The organism is Synechococcus sp. SYN20, from assembly GCF_014279555.1.
GTDB lineage: Bacteria > Cyanobacteriota > Cyanobacteriia > PCC-6307 > Cyanobiaceae > Synechococcus_C.
The window spans coordinates 1407982-1427878 of sequence record NZ_CP047959.1 but is presented as its reverse complement, the minus strand read 5'-3'; the positions used below and the strand labels follow the sequence as shown (position 1 = coordinate 1427878).

General features: G+C 46.2%; 21 protein-coding genes. 18 read left to right on the top strand and 3 right to left on the bottom strand.

The genetic code is table 11. The features are described 5' to 3' along the window. Positions 1 to 5: 5 nt before the first annotated feature. Complete coding sequence (locus SynSYN20_RS07425; protein ID WP_186522668.1) at positions 6 to 782, bottom strand: helicase DnaB; 777 nt, start codon at positions 780 to 782, stop codon at positions 6 to 8. Positions 783 to 887: 105 nt separating this feature from the next. On the opposite strand from SynSYN20_RS07425, the gene SynSYN20_RS07420 reads away from it, so the two are divergent. Continuing rightward, complete coding sequence (locus tag SynSYN20_RS07420) at positions 888 to 2486, top strand: glucose-6-phosphate isomerase (RefSeq protein ID WP_186522666.1); 1599 nt, start codon at positions 888 to 890, stop codon at positions 2484 to 2486. A 4-nt stretch (positions 2487 to 2490) separates the two neighbouring features. On the opposite strand, the gene leuS is transcribed toward SynSYN20_RS07420, so the two are convergent. After that, a complete protein-coding gene (gene leuS, locus SynSYN20_RS07415) occupies positions 2491 to 5094 on the bottom strand; it encodes a leucine--tRNA ligase (protein ID WP_186522664.1) in 2604 nt (867 codons plus the stop codon). 43 nt (positions 5095 to 5137) lie between these two features. After that, positions 5138 to 5368, bottom strand: coding sequence for a hypothetical protein (locus SynSYN20_RS07410; protein ID WP_186522661.1), 231 nt, complete (start codon positions 5366 to 5368; stop codon positions 5138 to 5140). Between the two features lie 213 nt (positions 5369 to 5581). Here SynSYN20_RS07410 and SynSYN20_RS07405 point away from each other — a divergent pair, with 213 nt between their 5' ends. The 17 genes from SynSYN20_RS07405 to SynSYN20_RS07325 all read left to right on the top strand — a co-directional run bounded on the left by SynSYN20_RS07405 (position 5582) and on the right by SynSYN20_RS07325 (position 19492). Then, complete coding sequence (locus SynSYN20_RS07405) at positions 5582 to 6757, top strand: site-specific integrase (RefSeq protein WP_255476195.1); 1176 nt, start codon at positions 5582 to 5584, stop codon at positions 6755 to 6757. Between the two features lie 240 nt (positions 6758 to 6997). After that, entirely contained in the window at positions 6998 to 7447 is a 450-nt protein-coding gene (locus tag SynSYN20_RS07400) for a hypothetical protein (RefSeq protein WP_186522659.1), read from the top strand. Positions 7448 to 7464: 17 nt separating this feature from the next. Then, complete coding sequence (locus SynSYN20_RS07395; protein ID WP_186522657.1) at positions 7465 to 7641, top strand: hypothetical protein; 177 nt, start codon at positions 7465 to 7467, stop codon at positions 7639 to 7641. A 45-nt stretch (positions 7642 to 7686) separates the two neighbouring features. Continuing rightward, positions 7687 to 7872 (top strand): hypothetical protein, encoded by a 186-nt coding sequence (locus SynSYN20_RS07390; RefSeq protein WP_186522655.1) that lies wholly within the window; start codon positions 7687 to 7689, stop codon positions 7870 to 7872. Positions 7873 to 9698: 1826 nt separating this feature from the next. Then, positions 9699 to 9950, top strand: coding sequence for a hypothetical protein (locus SynSYN20_RS07385; RefSeq protein WP_186522653.1), 252 nt, complete (start codon positions 9699 to 9701; stop codon positions 9948 to 9950). Positions 9951 to 10128: 178 nt separating this feature from the next. After that, the gene (locus SynSYN20_RS07380) at positions 10129 to 10419 is read left to right on the top strand and encodes a hypothetical protein (protein ID WP_186522651.1); all 291 of its coding nucleotides are present in this window, start codon (positions 10129 to 10131) and stop codon (positions 10417 to 10419) included. Positions 10420 to 10454: 35 nt separating this feature from the next. Further along, positions 10455 to 12785 carry a DNA-directed RNA polymerase gene (locus SynSYN20_RS07375; protein WP_186522649.1) on the top strand — a complete coding sequence of 777 codons (2331 nt, stop codon included), beginning with the start codon at positions 10455 to 10457 and terminating at the stop codon, positions 12783 to 12785. Positions 12786 to 12791: 6 nt separating this feature from the next. Further along, entirely contained in the window at positions 12792 to 13337 is a 546-nt protein-coding gene (locus SynSYN20_RS07370; RefSeq protein ID WP_186522647.1) for a hypothetical protein, read from the top strand. 864 nt (positions 13338 to 14201) lie between these two features. Further along, positions 14202 to 14351, top strand: a complete 150-nt coding sequence (locus tag SynSYN20_RS07365) for a hypothetical protein (protein WP_186522646.1) — start codon at positions 14202 to 14204, stop codon at positions 14349 to 14351. 430 nt (positions 14352 to 14781) lie between these two features. Then, a complete protein-coding gene (locus SynSYN20_RS07360; protein ID WP_186522643.1) occupies positions 14782 to 15219 on the top strand; it encodes a hypothetical protein in 438 nt (145 codons plus the stop codon). 107 nt (positions 15220 to 15326) lie between these two features. Beyond that, positions 15327 to 15644 (top strand): hypothetical protein, encoded by a 318-nt coding sequence (locus tag SynSYN20_RS07355; protein WP_186522642.1) that lies wholly within the window; start codon positions 15327 to 15329, stop codon positions 15642 to 15644. A 307-nt stretch (positions 15645 to 15951) separates the two neighbouring features. Continuing rightward, positions 15952 to 16341: a hypothetical protein gene (locus tag SynSYN20_RS07350; protein ID WP_222929736.1), complete on the top strand. Its 390-nt coding sequence runs from the start codon at positions 15952 to 15954 to the stop codon at positions 16339 to 16341. Positions 16342 to 17144: 803 nt separating this feature from the next. Beyond that, on the top strand, positions 17145 to 17912 hold the full coding sequence (locus tag SynSYN20_RS07345; protein ID WP_186522633.1) for a hypothetical protein: 768 nt from the start codon (positions 17145 to 17147) through the stop codon (positions 17910 to 17912). A gap of 5 nt (positions 17913 to 17917) precedes the next feature. Beyond that, positions 17918 to 18307, top strand: coding sequence for a hypothetical protein (locus SynSYN20_RS07340; protein WP_186522631.1), 390 nt, complete (start codon positions 17918 to 17920; stop codon positions 18305 to 18307). Further along, complete coding sequence (locus SynSYN20_RS07335; RefSeq protein ID WP_186522629.1) at positions 18304 to 18609, top strand: hypothetical protein; 306 nt, start codon at positions 18304 to 18306, stop codon at positions 18607 to 18609. The genes SynSYN20_RS07340 and SynSYN20_RS07335 overlap by 4 nt, the downstream gene beginning before the upstream one ends. A 294-nt stretch (positions 18610 to 18903) precedes the next feature. Further along, positions 18904 to 19140: a hypothetical protein gene (locus SynSYN20_RS07330; RefSeq protein ID WP_186522627.1), complete on the top strand. Its 237-nt coding sequence runs from the start codon at positions 18904 to 18906 to the stop codon at positions 19138 to 19140. A 52-nt stretch (positions 19141 to 19192) separates the two neighbouring features. After that, entirely contained in the window at positions 19193 to 19492 is a 300-nt protein-coding gene (locus tag SynSYN20_RS07325; protein ID WP_186522625.1) for a hypothetical protein, read from the top strand. Positions 19493 to 19897: the final 405 nt, after the last annotated feature.

Below are 19897 nucleotides of genomic sequence, written 5' to 3'. Positions count from 1 at the left end.
AGTATTCAAACCAACGGCTGAGTAATTGGACGACGTTCAGAAAAGATTAGGCCATGCAACTCAGTGTCTTGCATGTATCGCAACACACGCCTGGGATAATCAAGTTTGCCATTATGGAGATAAGCCAGGGTTGCGATCGCTTTGGCATCAACATACGAGCGACTCGCAATTAAAACTTGATCGGGAGAGAGGCCTAACTCTTTTTTTAGTCGAGCTATCTTTGCTGCAAGTAATTCAACATTGGCCTCGGAATTCATCAAAAGATTTCTAGCTTCAGCGATTTCAACTTTTGATGGTTGCATGGGAAGTCGACCTTGATGAATCAACTCACTAATTCCAAGCTGAGCAGGTCCATGCGTTGACACAAGTCCGGAATGGACAACAAAAGGCAGATCTTCTCCCGGCTTGGAATGCTGTATTTCATCAAACAAGATGGCCGTAACCAGCATCGGATTCACCCGATAACGTCTCGATTCCCGCTTAATCACGGGCTTGAGTTCTTGAAGTCGATTGACCGTTTGCGTTCGCAGAGGTTGGAATTGGTCCATACCCCGGGTGAACAATTGAGCAAGTTGCGTTTGTGGTCCATGCACACCAAAACGACGCTGCAGCAGCAAAAGCTCTTCTGGGCTGAAGACACTCGGATCTCCATGCAGAGGCTGCGTCTGGATCTCAGCATCGACTAGTGGCAGTTTCGCGGTGCTGCGAAGGTGAGCAACGGACAAACAGATGAAGCCCAGAACTCCCGTTATGGCAACAATCTGACGTCCAAGCACACGCACAAAACACAGACCACGTTTCCGCCGAGAGAATAACCGTGATATTCCAATTCGTGGGCATCTCGGACAATCACGGATAGGTTCAGGGATGAAGGTTCTCCGCAAGAGATGAGCTTCCCGGATTTCAGCGCCATCGATAGCCAGACCCAGTGGCAACGCTTTTGCGATTTGCTTTGGTATCACGACGATCTCGGGCTCTGGCTTGATGTCAGTCGCATGCATCTCAATAGTTCTGCTCTCGAGGCGCTCACTCCCCGCCTGGAACAAGCGTTCAAGGCGATGGAAGAACTCGAGGGGGGTGCGATCGCCAACGCCGATGAGCAGCGTCAAGTTGGCCACTATTGGTTACGCCAGCCGCACCTAGCACCGGATCCACAGGTTGGGGCGAGCATCTCTGCTGAAATTGATGCCATCGATCAATTCGGTCAATCAATTCTTGCTGGATCCATTCAGGCACCTAACGGACAGCCCTTTACTGATGTCCTTTGGATCGGGATTGGAGGGAGTGCTCTCGGTCCTTTGCTCATGGTTCGCGCTCTTCAGGACCATGCCGTAGGCCTGCCGTTCCACTTTTTCGACAACGTGGATCCCAATGGCATAAGCCTGGTTCTTGCAAGCCTGGGGGAACGTCTCCGTACAACGTTGGTGATCACGGTGAGCAAATCGGGGGGAACACCCGAACCTCACCTCGGCATGGAACAAGCCAGACATCGCCTCGAAGCCCATGGAGGCAGTTGGCCAGGGCAAGCGGTCGTGGTCACCATGGCGGGTAGCAAGCTTGATCAGCAGGCTGAAAAAGAAAACTGGCTCCAGCGTTTCGACATGTTCGACTGGATTGGTGGTCGAACCAGCATCACGAGTGCTGTTGGTTTAATACCAGGCGCCTTGATCGGTTGCGATATCCGTGGCTTCTTGGCAGGTGCAGCCCAAATGGATGAAGCCACGCGCTGTCCAGATGTGCGTCGCAATCCAGCAGCACTGATGGCCGCAGCCTGGTATGCCGCAGGCGAAGGCAAAGGCAAACGCGACATGGTCGTACTTCCTTATCGGGATCGACTAGAGGTTTTTAGTCGTTACCTCCAACAGCTGGTAATGGAATCACTTGGTAAACACCTCGATCGCGATGGGAAAGAAGTGCATCAAGGCATTGCCGTGTATGGAAATAAGGGATCAACAGACCAACATGCCTACGTTCAGCAATTGCGTGACGGAATCGATAATTTTTTCGTGACCTTCATCGAAGTCCTGCGTGATGTGGATGACATCCCTTCGATCGAAGGGGAGCGTCCTGGTGACTTCCTCGATGGGTTTCTGCAAGGAACGCGCTCAGCACTCACGGAAGGAGGACGCCAAAGCTTGAGTATCAGCATGCGTAGCTTTGATGCGCGCCGTCTCGGAGCACTGATCGCTTTGTTTGAGAGGGCCGTTGGTTTGTATGGGGAATTGGTCAATGTGAATGCCTATCACCAACCAGGTGTCGAAGCAGGAAAAAAAGCCGCAGCCGCCATTCTCAATCTGCAAAAGCAAGTAGAAGATGTCTTATCCGACGGAGTGTCCAGATCTGCAGCCGACATCCAGAAGGCCATTGGATCAGGCACCGAAGAAGCCATTTTCTGGATCCTGCGTCATCTCACGGGCAACGATCGTGGATATATGGCACAGGGAAGCTGGGACAGTCCAGCCTCACTGCGCTTTAGCAAAGGTTGATCGGTTAGGTGCTTGGCACCAGGTTGACGAGCTTTCCGGGAACCACAATCACGCGTCTGGGGGGCTTGCCTTCCAGCCAGCGTTGAGCCACGTCACTGGCAAGAGCCAAGCGCTCTAGCTCTTCCTTGCTGCAATCAACGGCAACGGACATCGATCCCCGCACCTTCCCTTTGACTTGAATCACCACTTCAATGGAGTCCATGACCAGGGCATCAGGGTCGTGGTCTGGCCATGGCTGACGGTGGACACTGTCTTGACCACCGAGTCGTTGCCAAAACTCCTCGGCTAGGTGAGGTGCAAATGGCGCAAGTAAGCGCACGAGAGCAGACATCGCTTCTTGGCGCACACCCGTAGAGGCTTGAGAGAAGCCAGAGGAGAGGGCATTGCTCAGCTTCATCAGCTCCGAAATCGCCGTATTGAACTGAAAATCATCACTGAGATCCTCGCTAACAGCCTTGATGGCTTGGTGCACGGCCCGACGCATCTCACTGTCTGATTCACCTGTTGCAGGGGAGGCAGCGTCATGACTAACCTCCGCATCCACCAGCCGCCAAAGACGCTGCAAGAAACGGAATTGACCCTCTACATCCGCGTCGTCCCATTCCAAATCTTTTTCTGGAGGAGCTTTAAACAGAATGAACATCCGAGCGGTATCAGCGCCGTAGCGATCAATCACAGCAGCAGGATCCACACCGTTGTGCTTCGACTTGGACATTTTCTCGAATAAAACCTCTAACGGTCCACCGTCATCTGGATCGAGGGGATTGGATTCATCCGTCACCACCGCTGGAGAGACATAACGCCCTGTTCTCGGATTGCGGTAGGTCGTGCCTTGCACCATGCCTTGCGTTAGCAAGCGTTCAAAAGGTTCATTTGTCTCGAGTAAATCACGATCATTCAGTGCCTTAGTAAAAAAGCGTGCATACAATAAGTGCAGAATTGCATGTTCAATCCCCCCCACATACTGCTTAACCGGTAACCAACGATTAACCGAGGTTGCATCAAATGGAAGATCTCGATTATGAGGATCTGCAAATCGCAAGTAATACCACGATGAACACATAAAGGTATCCATCGTGTCGGTTTCGCGTCGAGCTGGTTTACCGCACTTAGGACAGCTCACACTGACCCAATCCTCGGCACGAGCGAGGGGAGATCCGCCTGACCCATTGAGATCAATTCCAGTTGGCAATTCAACAGGAAGCTGATCACGGGGAACTGGAACAGCACCACAATCATCACAATGAATGATTGGGATTGGGCATCCCCAATACCGTTGACGGGAAATCAACCAATCTCGAAGCCTGTATTGACGTTTAGCCCGAGCCCAACCTTTCTCTGCCCCATGATTAGTAATCGCAGTTTTAGCCTCTTCATTTGTTAATCCACTAAAACTTGCACTGTGAATCAAGGTGCCTGGTCCTGTCCAAGCTTCCCCATCATTGAGATGTTCATTGGTTCCTGCAACTTCAATGACCCGTTGAACAGGCAGTTCATGTTGCCGAGCGAATGAAAAATCTCGAACATCATGGGCCGGCACTCCCATGACAGCGCCAGTTCCATAATCAGCCAGCACGTAATCGGCAATCCAAATGGGAATCGATTCACCATTCGCTGGATTAATCGCTACTGCACCGGTGGGAACCCCACGTTTTGGTTGATCATCAGACGTCCTCTCCTCTTGACTCAGTTCAGCCATGAGATCCCGGAACGCAGTAACTGAAATGCGTTCATCGCTTGTGGTGAGTTGATCAACAAGAGCGTGATCGGGAGCCAAAACGAGATAACTCACTCCAAACAACGTGTCTGGACGCGTTGTAAAAACAGTGATTGAAGTCTCTGGATGAGCTTCAACTTCAAAATCGATCTCCGCACCAATAGAACGGCCGATCCAATTAGCCTGCATGGTGCGGACGCGTTCAGGCCAACCCTGAAGTTGGTCAAGATCATCCAGCAGGGCATCGGCATAATCGGTGATGCGTAAAAACCATTGACGCAAGTCCCGCTTTTCCACCAACGCTCCAGAGCGCCAGGAGCGTCCATCAGCATCCACTTGCTCATTGGCAAGCACCGTTTGATCAACAGGATCCCAATTGACAGTGGCGTCCTTTTGGTAAGCAAGCCCGCCGGCATGAAGTTCCAGGAACAGCCACTGCGTCCAGCGGTAGTAATCGCTGTGACAGGTCGCTACCTCCCGATCCCAGTCAATCGATAATCCCAGGCGACCCAACTGGCCTCGCATCTGAGCAATGTTGCTATCTGTCCAAACGCCTGGTTCGATCTTCCGTTCAATGGCGGCATTTTCAGCTGGTAAGCCAAAAGCATCCCAACCCATGGGATGAAGCACCGCATCACCCCGCATGCGTTGCACCCGAGCAATCACATCCGTAATCACATAATTACGGACATGCCCCATGTGAAGCGTTCCCGAGGGATACGGAAACATCGACAAGGCATAAAAAGCGCGCTGACCTGGCTTCGGGTCCTGCGTTTCATAGAGGCGCTGCTCCTTCCAAAGCTCTTGCCAGTGCTCTTCGAGCGCGAGGGGTTGATACCGATCAGCCGCCGAAGAGGCTGGGCTGGCGGATGGGGACGAGGAAGCCGTCACGACAAGAGACCATTTGGACAGATCGTGACACAAATGCAGTTTTTTAAAGGCCCCTGGGCAACGGCCGGACCAGGAGCATGCCGGCACGACTGATCAAAACCGGGTCGTCAGAATCCGTTGGTTGAAGCGCCAAACAGTGTTGGTCTTGCCAGATCAGCACTCCAATCAGCCGACGCCCATCGGTTAATTCAAGACTGAGGATTTTGCGTTCACGAATCCAGGTCTGCAGCAAGCGAATGCTGGGCAAGCTCGGATCGAAGGAACTTGGCTCCATAGGATCAGAGAGGGATTGGACATTTCATGCTGCAATTCAGCAAGATCCGAAGCTTAAGGCATGACAAGCCAGATAGGGCTTCATAACTGGCAAGTCAGCTGATGCTGGGCTTACATTGTGGGCATACAACACAACAGAAGCAAGCCCGTGTCTACCCGAAATCAATACCTAACCAGACGGCAGGGGAGAGATGGTTGGTATTTCCAACGCAGGGTGCCTCCAAAGCTTTCCGGTGCCATTGGCTGTGCCATGTGGAGGAGAAAGGCAGGGAACACCATTGGTGAGGCAAAGAGAAACGCTCTGGTCTTCCTTGAGGAGACCGATGAGCTGATTAGGAAAGCAAAGGGAGAGCAACTGGACCCTGAGCAGCAGATCCTGTCGTTGATGCCAGATAGGGAACAGTTGAAAAAAGATATGGATAGGGAGGGAATCGATCTGCATGAGGTGATCGGAGGATTCACCAGGGAGCCCATGTATCTGGATGACATAGGCACACCTAACCATCGCTATGTGGAATTGCATGAGCTAGCCACAGGAGTGCTGGATGGGACAGCAAAGCCACCCAAGACAGCTGATGACCTAATCACCCTTGCAACGCTCCTGAAGGGTCCAGCAGTGAGCACAAGGAAGGAGTGGGAGAGGCACCTAGAGAAGCTCATGGAACACAGCCAGCGGCAGTTCATCACCGCTCTGACTCGTGAGGATGCCTTGGCCTATAGACAGCACCTCCTGAGCACCACAGCAGCCAGCACCACAAAGACCAGGCTGAGGTTTCTCTCTGGGTTGTTCAACGTTGCTGTTGATGAAGGGTGGATAGATACCAACCCCTTTGAAGGACTAACCAAAAGGATCAGGAGTAAGGCAACGGTTAAGGAGGTGGTGAGACTTGATGAAGCAGATAAGAACTGGTACAAGCTGCCTAAGCACCATCAACTCCTATGGCACATCTTGAGGTGGTCAGGTAGTCATGCTTCAGAAGCGGCAGGATTGAGGTGGGAAGATATAGATCTAGACAATGGAACAATCAGCTTTAAGGCACACGAAACAAGGCCACTAAAGAATGTATTTAGAGAGAGAGTTATTCCTATCCATCCCAAGCTCATGGAGATCTTTAAGGGAGTAGATGGAGATTCATCTGGCCTCATCTTCCCTTGGGCTTACAACCCAAAGAGAGCTAGGTGGGCAGAAGGAATGCATTGGAATGACATCCTCGGTGTATCACCAAAAGCCACGAGAGATTGGGCTGCAAGCTGCTTACGAATGAAGGACGTTAATGAAAGAACCATTGGCAAACTATTTGGTCACAGCCCATCAAAGACAAGCATCACAGGTGTGTATGGTTCTGTTGATATTGAGACCATGAGAAGGGCTCTGGACCAGTTGGAATAAAAGATAAGACAAGGGATAAGTATTAATACCTGAACCAAAGGAATTGATTACTTCTCTTTAGTTTCATTCACAATGTGATCCTCACAGAGGTTGCGAAGGTAAGCGCCTAACGGTCTGCGATCTTTCTTAGCTAGGGCGTCTAACTCCTTGCGTGTTTCATGGCTAACAACGAACACGATCCTTACGTTTTTGGTTTCGTCTATTGGCATTACAAGGAAGCCCTCTCATAAAGACGATCCTATGACACCGGGTATGAACCAATGGTACAACTGGCACCTAAGAGTTATCAATGGCTATTACCCAAGGCCAAACTGGTTAAGACGGGCAAGAGAGGAAAAGCAAACCTCTCCTCTAACCACTGCTCACCCCCAAAGGACTGACGCAAAGCACTGTGCTGATGGACCGAGACGCCTCACCCCAAAGAAACGGGTGACGGACTTGGAAGCCAACACAGGGAAGCCAGGAGGGATTGAGCGAAAGCCTTTTTATTTGCCAATGGGGTATGCACTACGCATCCCCAAAGCAATACCAACAACAACAATGACTAAAGAACAAATCAAGCAAGCCCTAAAGCTTGTTGCCCTACTGGAGAAAGATCTCGAAGGTCAAGCCAATTGCAGCATCTACGGCAACTGGTTGGCTCACTTGATTGATCACCTTTCTGGTGAAGTTATTGAGGAGGAATGCTGATCATGACTGCTTGTGCAATGGCTTGGGTAGCAGCCTTGGTGCTGCTCCCTGTGCTGGTGATCCTCTGGCTAACGGAAAGCAAGAGCACCCGTATTAATCGCCTTAAGAAGAACGGTGCAACTTGGAAACAGATAGGAGACCGCTATGCAGTTAGTGCTTCAACAGCACGTAGATGGTCGATGGTGCAGTCCTAATTAAATCATTCTTTCTAGATATCAAAACCTGAACCAAACCAATTCATGAACTATCAACGCTACCAAAGAGATCCACGAGAGTTAATCTCTCAGCGCAAGGCCCTCCTCCAAGCCGTAACCGTGTTATGGGAGAACGATCACCAGGAGCTAGCTCAAAGGCTTTGGGATGTGGGGTATCAGCTAAAACCGGAAGCGTGTTGTTGCTCTGGTGAGTACTTGAGAGATGCCTGAGGGCATTTTTTGATTGGAAAATTGATTATTGATTTGGCGTGTTCTGCTGCTAATGGGATGCCCTGTGGGGTTCTGGCGTAAGCAAGCGCTTAAGGGTGCGGTTGTACTCAGCGGAGCGACAATGGTCCCAATAGTGCATGAATTCAGTTAAAGGTTCATCCATTTGCTACTGATCACAACGTGAAGAGGACATACTAAGAAAAATTTGGATTGCTTAAATGTCTACTGACTTAAACGACAATTTAGTGTCCGTTCAAGAAAAGTTGGAGTGGGTCACCCCGAAGATTTCGTTGATGGATGCGGAAGATACTGAGGGGTCAGGCAAGACGCTTGTGCAGTCGTTTGCGGAGGGGCAGTGTACAAAGAACGCTGGTGCTTGCGCCGGAAATTTAGGTGCCTTTTTTGGTCCTTCCTGACCAATTTTACCTGACATCCCGCCACACTTACAAAACCAGTCATCACAAAGGGGCTGTAAAGACCCTTTTTTATTGAGTTGCGGTCATTTGAGGCGTTGATTACCTGGCACGGTTACTACTGTTTTTAGATTGGGCGGCAGGTCTGAGGGCGCTATTGATGTTTTCTTTGCCAGTAGATAGATAATTTGCCGCAGCAAAGCAATTGCGATAATAAGCGTCACAAGATAACTGCTTGGCGGTCTATTTATAAGTTTATTTTTCCTCCAATACAGCATTCTGTGCCCTAACTGCTATTCAGGTATTCATCATCTCTCAAGAGTGGTGAGAACCTATCGAGATACCTACTAAAGATATAAGGCTCACATTCACATCCTTGCCGGTACGTTGATTGATCAAGGCTGGCCAATGAAGACAGTTCAGGAGGCGATTAGGAAGGCTGCCGATCTACTGCCACTACTTGAGAGCAAGAACGAAGACGAAGGCGACAACGACAACGATGAAGCGATTTGGACGGTCTAAACGCTTCAAGGAATTGCTAAGGCCAGAAACCTTGTCGTATCAATGGATTCCACTATTGGAGTCAATTAAGAAGAAGACACCTGAAGCCATTGGCGTCATGTATGCAAGAGAAGTATTACTACGGGTGCTTAGATTTCGCTGTAATCCGTTGCGTTGGTGTTGATCTCAGATACTGCCGCCACTATGGAAGAGGACAGCTAATTCCATTGAAGTCACTTAAGCAAGAGAGGTAGCCACAGAGGCAATCTGCTTTTGGCTGAAACGACTGCGCTGGAATGGATCCAGCCATTGGAGTTAATTAAGCAAGGCGACAGCTAATTCCATTGGCGTCACCTAAGCAAGGCGACAGGGGCCAAGACTGGCTGTTGTGTTGACCCTTAATAACTAATTGAACTGATCCATAGGCTTTGAAAATATCAACAGCTTTGGTTTCAGTTTCTAATTAATAAATCCTTGGCAGTAGCTTTTTGCTATGTAAGCCCTAAGAGGGAGGTACTTAATCGTGCTTCCCTTTTGTATTGACCAAATCTGACTGAACAATTACTAATTAACCATGCTATTTGAAAACTTTCTTTGTGATGAATGCGACCTAACTCATTATCACATCACTGTATCTACAGAAGAATGCTATGTAAGTAGGCAAGAGATCACTGTCGAATTAGATAGAGATAGAATGGAAAACTTAATGGAAGAAATCCAAAGACAGTTGCTTCAAACACCTGTTCATTCACACGCTAACTAATTACTAAAGCAGCATGAGCCAACACGTAATTGAGTCACTCCTTGATTATCAGAATCAACAAAAGGAAGTGATCCAGCAGCTTAAGCGTCAGCTGTCCAACGCAAAAGGACAGATCACCAAACTCAAAAATAAAAATGAGGAAAACTCAAATGACTAAGACCAATACCAAGACAACATTAAAGACTGAACCAACCACAGTCGAAGAGCATCAGATCTTTATCGATGCTCGTAAACGTGCCTTGATCTGCTTAGAGAACTGTTTGGCTAAGTCCTACACATTGTCCCTTGCATCAGCGGAGAACATGTGGAAGGAAGCCAAAGCACTATCAGCAGAAATCAGAGCATTAGAGGCCCAGCAGGAGGCCACTCAGGGCCAATCAAAAACTACTAAAGGAAACTGATCCAAATGGCACGAACTCAATCAAGACCAAAAGCAGGAGCTATGCGAGAGACGATCTTCAGCAGAGTCTCCTTAGCTGACATGCAACAGCTACAAGAGCAATCACTAAAGCTAGATCGTCCTATCTCCTGGATTGTCAGGAAAGCTCTTATTGAATCAGGTTATTTAGAAGAAGGCAAATGATCCCATCCAGAGTTTATAACGGCCTTGATGATAACCAGCAAAATGAACTGAACCTGATGAGGATTCAACACCTTCAGTGGGTAAAGGATTGGTCACCAGAAGTAGCAAGGATTGCCTCTGAACGGATTACCTCTGTTTATCAGAAGAACCCAGAACTGAACATTCAAAGGAGCATCCTTGAGTCTTATATGGTTCTAGCTATGTGCTACAAATCAGGTGAAACAGAATTAACTGAACAACAATTTGATTCTATTAAGTCTGTGCTTGATCACTATGGCGTTACCTAAATCAACTATTTAATTTTGAATACAACTACCACCACATGGATAACATTAATTCAAACAAACCTGCAAACTATGTAGCACCTACACGGGAACAACTAGCAGCACAGCTAGAACGTGAGAAGCAAGCCTCAGCTATGGGTAGGCTCAAAGCGAAGGAGAAGCTACAGAAACAAAAAGAAGGGATGGACTACAGCAGATCTCAGGGTGGCTCAGTGATCCTGGATCGCTGTTTGGAATTCACGGGAGTAGTGATCCAGCAAGCTATGGAGAAAACCCTTCAAGGTGCTGGCTTAGGTTCTGCATTGATTGGTCCAGTCTTTAAGGATCTATCAAACAAACAACTGATCAACCTTCCAAAGCTTGATAAGGACGGCAAACCAACAGGTGAGCTAGCAAGGATTAATGAGAAGTTCGTTAATCTTTGGGACTCAGATGAAATTGCTTTTATTGTTCTACTGACAATGATTGATACTTGCAGAATGCCTTTGCTCGGTTCAATCGACAAGGTATCTGGATCTGGTAAGCGTTATGGCACCAGACCAAACGTTTATAAGCTAGAAAGTCTTATTTCTGATCGTATCAATGACCACTTGTGTCATAAATACATACGAGAATGCACAAAAAACACAGGTCAGGACAAGCTTATTGATTTCATATTAGCTGATGCGTATGATAATAAAGCTGGCTGGTCGCAAAAGAAAACTAACACCAGACTCAAAAGGAAAGGTGTTGCTCAAGAATTCATTGATGACGACCTGACTCCATTCGCCAAGGTTCTCCAGTGGAAGCCTTTCTCTAATCGCCTTGGTCATGCATTAGCTGCAAAATTAATCAGCTATGCAGAAAAGGGCTGTGAACTGGTCCTAGAGTATCAGGTGTTTAAAACAGTTGATCGATTCAATGAACAATTCTACGGGCTAACTGAGCCGGCTGAGATCTTTGTTGATCGACTGGACCTAGCACGAATTGGGAAAACTTTTGTTCCTGATGTAATGGTTTGCCCGCCTAGATTGCACTCTGCTAGACAAGCTGGTGGTTACGTTGGTGTGGCTCAGTCTCTAATGAAGAGATCATTTACTGGTGGTTTCAAAGGGGAATTTATTCCTAGCCCTCAGCACTTGAGATTCATTAACGGACAGCAGTCTGTTCCATTCAAGATCAATAAACAGATCTTGGAGGTGATGAACGCTCTTGAACAGCAACCTCACCAGGACTGGAGAGAACAAGCCAACTTTATTCCTGCCCCTCACAGAGATCATTATCTGAAGTGTGCTGAGATTGGACCACCCCCTGTAGATATGTCTGAACAGCAAAAAGCTGACAGAGATGCATTGAGGAAAGTCCGTAAAAAGGAGTGGAGTGTCTATCAGCAGAAGCGATCTGAATCAGAAGCTTCATTAACTGTTGACACCCTTGAACTTGCTAACCGTGTAGCTCCTCTAGAACGCTTCTGGCTGCCTGTACAAGGTGGATTCAGAGGCCGTGCCTACTGTGCCAATCATCTGCTTAATAGCCAAGGCATGAGCTACCAGCGGGCTCTCCTGCTGTTTGCTAACGAAGTACCTGTTGATCACCTAACACAGACTCATCTTGAATGGTCTTTAGCAGGATTTGCAGGCCAAGATAAGAAATCTTGGGAGCAACGTAGCCAATGGTTCATTCAGCATAAAGCTGAGATTATGGACTCTATAAGGGACTTGGATTCTATTACTGGACCAGACTCATTCTGGAGAACATACTCTGAAATGGATGACTGTTGGGCTTTCCTAGCCTGTGCTCTTGAGTACAAAAGGTTGTTCTTATCTTCTGAACGTCCATTAACTACTGGGATCATTATCCATGTGGATGCGACTTGTTCAGGTGGACAACTCATTGCCGGTTTGACTGGTAGTGGGGAAACAGCTAAGGCAACAAATTGTCTTCCAGGTCCAGTTCCTTTTGACATTTACAAAAGTGTCAAGGAAAAGATGCAGGAGATGATCAAGGCTGACAACTACAGGGTTCCTCTACGTGATGTACGTGGGGAAGTGAAAAGAGCAGTAGATGGTTCAGTTCTCTATATGGCTGAGAAGAGAGTCCGTTATCTCTTCACAACTGACCCTGCCAAGAGTCAGGCTGTAAGGAAAGGAATCAAAGGTGGTTTTCTACCTCGCCTTTATGGAGCTGGTATCAACAGAACCATTCAGGGGATGCGTGAGAAGTGGAAATTTATCCACCTCCACAGCAAAGAGAAGAAACTGAGCCTTGATGAGGCAAGGGGCCTAGCACCCTTCTTTGAAGCTGGTCTGAACCACGCCGTACCTGCGCTGACTGCTTACGTCGAATGGGCAAGGAATGTGGCTGATCTTGCTTTACGGGTACAGGTCTAGAACCCAATGACTAAAGCTGGTAAGCCAGCAAAGAAAGCTCAATACACCCCACGCCTAAACGATGAAGGCGATCCAGTACTAGAGCTACGGGCTCCAATGCCTAATGGGTCTGTGATGATCCAGCGATACCCAAAAACAAGGGCCAAGGCGCTTCGGATTGATCACCTGACAACCCACAGCATCTTTAACCCAATCACGGACTTCAGAGATCAACAGCTCCATGAGCCAACCCCTGAGGTGTGCTTTAAGGATGTAAGTAAGGCAACTGCGCCAAACTTGATTCACGCTGCTGATGCTGCTGTGTTCGCTGAGATGGTTGACGGGTATGAGGGTTCTTACTCTCTCATTCACGACTCCATTGGTTGTAGCCCAGGTGCTCAGAGAAACGAATTAATCCAACGCTTTCAACAGAGCTACGAGAAGGTCACGACCTTTGACTACCTGAACGGAATCCTGGACGAAAACAACATCGACAGACAACACAACCCTGTTCCTGCATTCGGTACGTTCAAGCCAGCAGACAGCAAAGGGTCTGCATACATGGTCTGTTGAAAACAAATAGAGGGCGAGGTTCAGTTCCCTTACCCTCTTTCAATTCATTAATTACTCAGCCCCTCCAGAATCATCTGTAAGGGGCCTTAAATCTTATTTACTTACAATGCCACTAAACAGACGACAAGAACTCACACAGGCCCATACATGGCTGTCTGAGGACGATATAAGTTTAATGCTGGTCCACAAGTATCAAAAGTATTCAGACGAGTACGAACCAAGCAATGTTCAGCCAATGCTGGACAACTTTACCAAGATCGCTTGTAGGTTACCTGAGCAAGCTTTACGTGACCTATTGAGTCGTGTACAAGAGTTTGCTGTGATTTAGGGAGATTCAACTGAACCAAATCTCGTTGCGCAAAAGGTTCTGCTGGGTGATTTTATAGGGGTAAATGTATTGGTACAACAGGCTTTACCTCCTCAGTACTAATAGAGAAAGATAAAAACAATCTTCTCTGCCCTTTGTACGGACTTGATAGGGGTCGTTCCCGTGCATCGCAGCTACTCCGAAATGAAACTTTCATTTGGAACTGGAGCTGAACACACTTCCTTTATCACTCGATTTCATTGCGGAATTTGGGGGATAAAGGGGGTGCGTTCATGCCTTTCAGATCCAAATTAAGGATATACCTTATACCCTACATTAGACTGTTTAGATGCGAAGCATTAATAACAGTTGTATGTAATGACTATGGTTCAGTTATATTATTATTAATTATACACTAAAGACTTAGTAATAGTATTTATAAGTTATAAGACTGAACCATAACCTGTTGTATTACTGCTCTGATGCTTAAGCATTACTAGCAGTTGTTTAACAAGCGTGGGGTCCAGTTAAAAAGAAATCCATTAACAACAACAACTATGACACCACAACAATGCAAAGACTATCAAGAATATCTTGCTGACTTTGATCCTTCGCCTATTGGCAATGGAGATGATTATCTTTATCCTCTTTCTGCCGACCAATGGCTTGAGGAGTATTTAGATGATCAAGATAGTTGTTGTTGTTGATTAGGTTAACTGAACCATAAATTGTTGTGGTCCAGTTTACTGATCTGCTAAGTGAATAGTTAAAGCTAATACTTAGCTACTAATTAACGTTGGCTCTAGTTGAGCGTACACAAGGGTGCAAATCTCTTGTCAATGATTTTGCTATGTACGGCATTTACGTTAAGTAAAACTAACTAAATCAAATGAATAACACGTCAAGTGTCACAAAGACCACTAGAACATCTTCATCTAATGACACCACTAGACCACTACTGGAAAAACAATCAAGTTACCCGAACCAAATCAGGCAAGGGGATTGTATCTATCTGGATTCATGCGGACTATCTCAAGGACTATTGGAAGATAAAGAAGCCTTCCAGAGTCGTACAGGTGTCTTAGATAAGGCTCCTGTTTGTGTCTCTGCTGTTGCTGCTACTTGTGGGGTGGTCCAGTGAAGCACAATCAAGAGTTTATTGATTACAAATCGACACTGCCTAAGGGTAGAGGTGGTATTGCCTGGACCATTGAATCATTCTCAACTGCTGTAAAGCTATTAGCTCCCGGCTTTGTTGTTGAGGATGGTCAGGAGTGGGTAAGTTACATGCAGCCTATGTGGCTTGTGTGTCCAGTACATGGGAGATACAAGGTAACCCCTAATGACTTCCTAAAACAATGTAATGGCTCAGGCTGTGCGAAATGTCATGCTCAGAAGAACTCTGATTCTGCTGGAATAGTTCGTAAACCTAGAGCATCAGAAGCTGAGAAGGAAAAGCACGAAAGCTTTACTCTGAACTCGGTAACTATGCTGAGATTGCAAGGATTACTAGCAGAACTAGATCAACAATCCAACGTTGGTGTGATCCTGAGCAAGCTGAATGGCAAAGACTGAATTCTACTAAGTGGCAAGATGAAAACCGAGATCAACACAACGCTAACAACAAACGCTACAAATCAGAGTTCCTACATGGTCGTGTCAAGCAATCACAAGCAAGTGCTATGAGACGTGGAATTTACCGTGACTACGATGAAGATGGAAACATCATTTATCAAGAGTTGGAAACCTACAGTGCTGAAGATGAGATCGCTATGCGAAAGCATCAAGCACGTTTAAAGGAGTTGAACGATACCAACTACATGGGTATCAAGTGGTCAGAAGAACATCTACTACCACTTAGCCAAGGTGGTGAACATAATTGGTGGAATTTATCAATCACACCTCTTGAAGATAACATCTCTAAGAACGACAAGATTGTTCCATCTCACATAGCTCTAAGAGTACATAAGATTGCTCGTATGTTCCATAACGTTGCTTAGTTCAGTTAATTCTATTTCTCTGAACTGGACCATCACAGCGCCCACCCAAGAGGCGCTTTACAAATATCTAGGGCAAGTTCTGTGGTGGTTCTTGTATTCCCTCTTGAGGTCAGTACTGTTCACACTGGCCTCATACGTACTCACAGGTGTCAATTAGAGCTGGTTCAATTCCAGCAGAGTGCTTTCGGTGTTTGTATCCCCTCAGGCGTTGTCCTGTGGGAATACATTCACCACACAATTTAAAGTGATTAAATTAAATACTAATTATCGTATTAGCTGCAGTCTTGTTAGTGGTTCATTAATAGAGATGCAATCATTCAAGGATCGTATGACTGGTTGTTTTCAATTGGTTGTACAGCCTTGGGATATGGACCTTAAAGATCAACTGAACAGGGTCTTTGAGGAGAATGCTGGGCCTAACGTAAAGTTGGATACATCAGAAGCTTTTGGTGCAAAAAATACTTTGATCCTTGAGAGTGTTATCAAGCCTTACGCTCCTGATTTCACAGAAACTGAGAAGGAACTACTCCAGGAAGAAACAAGCCTGGAAGTAACCATTCAGCCAGAATCGAAAGGTGAGGGTGAGATGTTGTTCCCTCAGCTTACTATTATCTTCGTGGATCCATACTTTGATGCTGACGAACACCAGACTGAAGAGTACTGGAACAACGTAGGTAACCCTGATCATGACTTCTAATTTTCTAGGGTTCAGTTGAATACCTTTTATTAATATTGAACTGGTCCTAATAAACTTTTAATTAGGAGTTAGCTTATTAAACCTTGGAGACCTTACTGCCAGAGAATGTTTGTCCCTTCTACGGAAGACAAGGCAAACACTATCAAAGTGTTGGGAACATGTTCCTTCACTCATTGGAATGGGAAGCCCAGAGGCGCTTGGTCTCTTGGGGTTAATTGATTGAACACTTGGCGACCCTCCGCCTTTTAGACTGTGGTGGTGCTAATAAATAGATCAAGGGAATCGAAGGACAAGCGTAGATGGGAGTTTTAATCTGCTCAACTGTCTCCACGTTGCAATACGTGGTCTTCAATTATTGTTGTCCTGGAGTATGACGTTAAAATGCTTTAAATCTAGAAAAGTGGTGCTTTCCAGTGTGGATAATGCGGCTTGGGAGAGCAGTTAATTCTGTTCTCCCGCCCATTCATCTTTCATCTTTTTTTGGTTTTCTATAAAAGGTGGTTTGTAGTTTTTTGTTGTTATTGCCATTGTCTAAGGATCGCGGTGATAACTACTGACGTTTACTTGTATTAGGGCTTAATCTACACTTTTCTTATTTCTATTACTTGCAGTTCTATTTGTTTATTAGTATTGCAACCTAATTTCTCTGATCTCTTTAGATAGGGTGATCCTGTAGATCGAATCTACCAGAGAGAATTGAACTTAACCAACTATATGTTGTGACCCGTCTACTTATGACGTGGGTGTTCATACAAAACCTTATTTGTATTGTCTCCGATCCTTATTGATCGTGTATTAAATTTATGTCTTATAGAGTAGAACCTCAGGATTATCTTCCTGAGTTAGCTAACGAAACCAAAGAAGTATCAGCACAAGAACAAGCTGACTTCAATCAGAAGGTTGCTTTTGAAAACACAGCTAATGACCTTGCTGCACGTAAGAACCGCATCTCTGATGTTGGTGTTGGTACTGATGAAGTTGTATCCCTAGGAAAGGCCAAAGCGGAAGCTCGCTTACAGGCCGTTCAACAGGAACTCTTTCACTGTACAGATCCAACTCAAAGCTCAATCTTGCAAGTAGAAGCACAGCAATTAGCTGAGATGCTTACTACAGGTGGTTCAGTCCATTCCTCTAACGAGAAAGCTCCCGAACCTAATGAGGAAGTAGAAGAAGATGAATGCATCACTAATGCTCTTATCTCACAGTACGGTAAAGAACGTGTTGATGAAACTCTTTCTTGGGCCAGCCAATCTCTTGGTGAGTCAACGAGTCGTGCCCTTAATACTGCCTTTGAAGGTGAAGAAGCTTCCCTAGCTTTCTCAACACTCGACACCCTTAAGTCAAACCCAGATCTCATCCAATCAGAACATACAGCTTTTAATGAGTTAGAAGCTTCTCAACTGATCGAACAGTTTGGTGAACATGGTTCTGATTTAGTTACCCTCAACACAATGTTGTCTGAAGGTAAGATTTCTAAAGGAGATGTGTTGAGTCAGATTATGTCTTCCTCAGAACTTATGAGAACTGCATACCAAGCAGCTCAAGCTGGTTTGATGAAATTTAGTGTATAGGAATTATGTCTATCAATAATCTTCCCATTGGTGTCACTCAAGAGATGATCGATGTTGCTGTTGCTAACCCGGGTGTTGCTGTATCCAACGGTGATCTAGCTACGGCTAGAACCCCAGTGAACAGTATTGCTATTCGTGGTGCTGGTAAGGATCTACGACCCAATGTTGCCGGTAATAGGCCACAGGAAGGACTTGTAGATGGTCCTTCTCCCAAGTTTGCTAAGGGTCTTGCCTCCTCTGCTCAAGCTGACGCTAAGGCTCAGATGGAAGCCCTAGAGAAACAACATAAAGAGAAGGAATCTCTATCTAATCAAGCTTTACGGCGAGACGTTTCTGCACTTACACGCATTGTGAAGCGTCTTGAGAAACAAGTTAAAGAACTAACAACACAATGACCTCCCCTATGCAATGGAGTGGTGACGGCAAGCGTCCCTGGATGCAGAACGATCCCATCACTTCTTATGACCGTGATCAAGGTGGATCTACCTCTAAGAAGGTGATCTATCCACTAGGTGGATCTACCTCTAATACTCCTCCTTCAGGCACTCTTTACTGCAAACAACAACCCGATGATGACAGTTATTACTGTGCTCTCAGTGATGGTGATGCTTCTAATGGTGTTAATGGAAGGCTTTATCCCTCATTACCTAGTGGTGCAGTTGTAGTTACTAGAGAGGCTCCATATGAAAGCCCCTAAGAAACTAAATAAGTCTGACCTGAAGCATCCTGCTGATAAGAGATCGTCATTTAATGGTGATCGACGTAAATCTGATGCAGATAACGGCTTCATGAAAGCCAAACGTGTATTCTCAGTGGAGGGAACAACACCTCCAAGGAACACAAAAGGTGTTGATATTGCTTCCCTAGATAGTGCTCCTGGTGCTTCTACACGGGATGTAACAGGATGTAAGCCTATTCCACACGGACATAGGTTTACACCTGCCTTCCAGCGTGATCTGAAGCCTCTCACAGAGAATCAGAAGCGTATTAAGTGGAAGAAGTAGCACCAAGTTATTATTATTTATCTATTCTATCAATGTCTAATCAAATCGATCTTGCTGGTGGGTCATATACATCAGCTGAGATCTTTCAAGCAATTGCTGAAAGTAATGATCCAGCACCGGTAGATCTTACTGATGTAACTTCCAAACTGGACCTTATCTCTGCTCGCCTTTCTGCTATTGAAGGCCGCCTAGCTTCTCTGCCTACTAACTGGTCTTTTTCTTGATTTATTAACTGGACCTTCTGGTTCAGTTCATTACTTATTAACATTTAATATTATGTCTAAATCAAAAGCCAAAGGCACCATCACCGGTGTTTCCTCCGATCAGGCAGCTTTGATCCATGAACTCCTTGGTGAATGCTTTGAAACCTCCCTTCGCCAACAACTGATGGCTGGTGAATTCAATGCAGCAATCCTAGGCAAAGTCCTTGAGTATCTCAAGCACAACAACATCTCAGTTGTAGAAGAAGCTGATTCCCACCTTGCATCCCTAGCAGCCGCTTTTCGAGCTGATAGCAATAGCAATGACAGCGATGACTATAACTTCTTTGCCAGTATCAACGCTTCAGAAATCTAATAGTTAATGGGACTAGCTCCCTTTTAGATAACCAACAACACAAATGACTTTCCTACAACTGCTTCAGCAACCTATGTACGCATGGGATCTAGAAGAGATCGAGAGTAATAACTGGACCTCGCCTAAGGGCTTTTCTACCAACGGTCTAGATCAGATCGACACAGTTGACGACCTAATGGCTTACCAAATGCTGGCTGAGCATCATCAAGTTGTTCTTGAGATTAGGCAATACATTCAAAATAATGATAATCAATGGATAATTCCACGACACAAACCTTCTACTTGAGATGTAGTGAATGCAAAGCTGAGGCTACGCTTACTGCTACTGAAGTGATGGCTACTAAACTTCTTACTCGTTGCCCTTCCTGGTGTCGTTGTAGTTCACCAAGTCATACAAAGATGATT

What these genes read in the sequence shown, in the direction of transcription:
- SynSYN20_RS07340 (WP_186522631.1), top strand. Translation starts at nt 17,918, where the DNA reads ATGTCTATCAATAATCTTCCCATTGGTGTCACTCAAGAGATGATCGAT.
- SynSYN20_RS07355 (WP_186522642.1), top strand. Translation starts at nt 15,327, where the DNA reads ATGAGACGTGGAATTTACCGTGACTACGATGAAGATGGAAACATCATT.
- SynSYN20_RS07350 (WP_222929736.1), top strand. Translation starts at nt 15,952, where the DNA reads ATGCAATCATTCAAGGATCGTATGACTGGTTGTTTTCAATTGGTTGTA.
- SynSYN20_RS07335 (WP_186522629.1), top strand. Translation starts at nt 18,304, where the DNA reads ATGACCTCCCCTATGCAATGGAGTGGTGACGGCAAGCGTCCCTGGATG.
- SynSYN20_RS07345 (WP_186522633.1), top strand. Translation starts at nt 17,145, where the DNA reads ATGTCTTATAGAGTAGAACCTCAGGATTATCTTCCTGAGTTAGCTAAC.
- SynSYN20_RS07420 (WP_186522666.1), top strand. Translation starts at nt 888, where the DNA reads ATGAGCTTCCCGGATTTCAGCGCCATCGATAGCCAGACCCAGTGGCAA.
- SynSYN20_RS07365 (WP_186522646.1), top strand. Translation starts at nt 14,202, where the DNA reads ATGACACCACAACAATGCAAAGACTATCAAGAATATCTTGCTGACTTT.
- SynSYN20_RS07370 (WP_186522647.1), top strand. Translation starts at nt 12,792, where the DNA reads ATGACTAAAGCTGGTAAGCCAGCAAAGAAAGCTCAATACACCCCACGC.
- SynSYN20_RS07375 (WP_186522649.1), top strand. Translation starts at nt 10,455, where the DNA reads ATGGATAACATTAATTCAAACAAACCTGCAAACTATGTAGCACCTACA.
- SynSYN20_RS07390 (WP_186522655.1), top strand. Translation starts at nt 7,687, where the DNA reads ATGAACTATCAACGCTACCAAAGAGATCCACGAGAGTTAATCTCTCAG.
- SynSYN20_RS07395 (WP_186522657.1), top strand. Translation starts at nt 7,465, where the DNA reads ATGGCTTGGGTAGCAGCCTTGGTGCTGCTCCCTGTGCTGGTGATCCTC.
- SynSYN20_RS07410 (WP_186522661.1), bottom strand. Translation starts at nt 5,368, where the DNA reads ATGGAGCCAAGTTCCTTCGATCCGAGCTTGCCCAGCATTCGCTTGCTG.
- SynSYN20_RS07325 (WP_186522625.1), top strand. Translation starts at nt 19,193, where the DNA reads ATGTCTAAATCAAAAGCCAAAGGCACCATCACCGGTGTTTCCTCCGAT.
- SynSYN20_RS07385 (WP_186522653.1), top strand. Translation starts at nt 9,699, where the DNA reads ATGACTAAGACCAATACCAAGACAACATTAAAGACTGAACCAACCACA.
- SynSYN20_RS07380 (WP_186522651.1), top strand. Translation starts at nt 10,129, where the DNA reads ATGATCCCATCCAGAGTTTATAACGGCCTTGATGATAACCAGCAAAAT.
- SynSYN20_RS07400 (WP_186522659.1), top strand. Translation starts at nt 6,998, where the DNA reads ATGACACCGGGTATGAACCAATGGTACAACTGGCACCTAAGAGTTATC.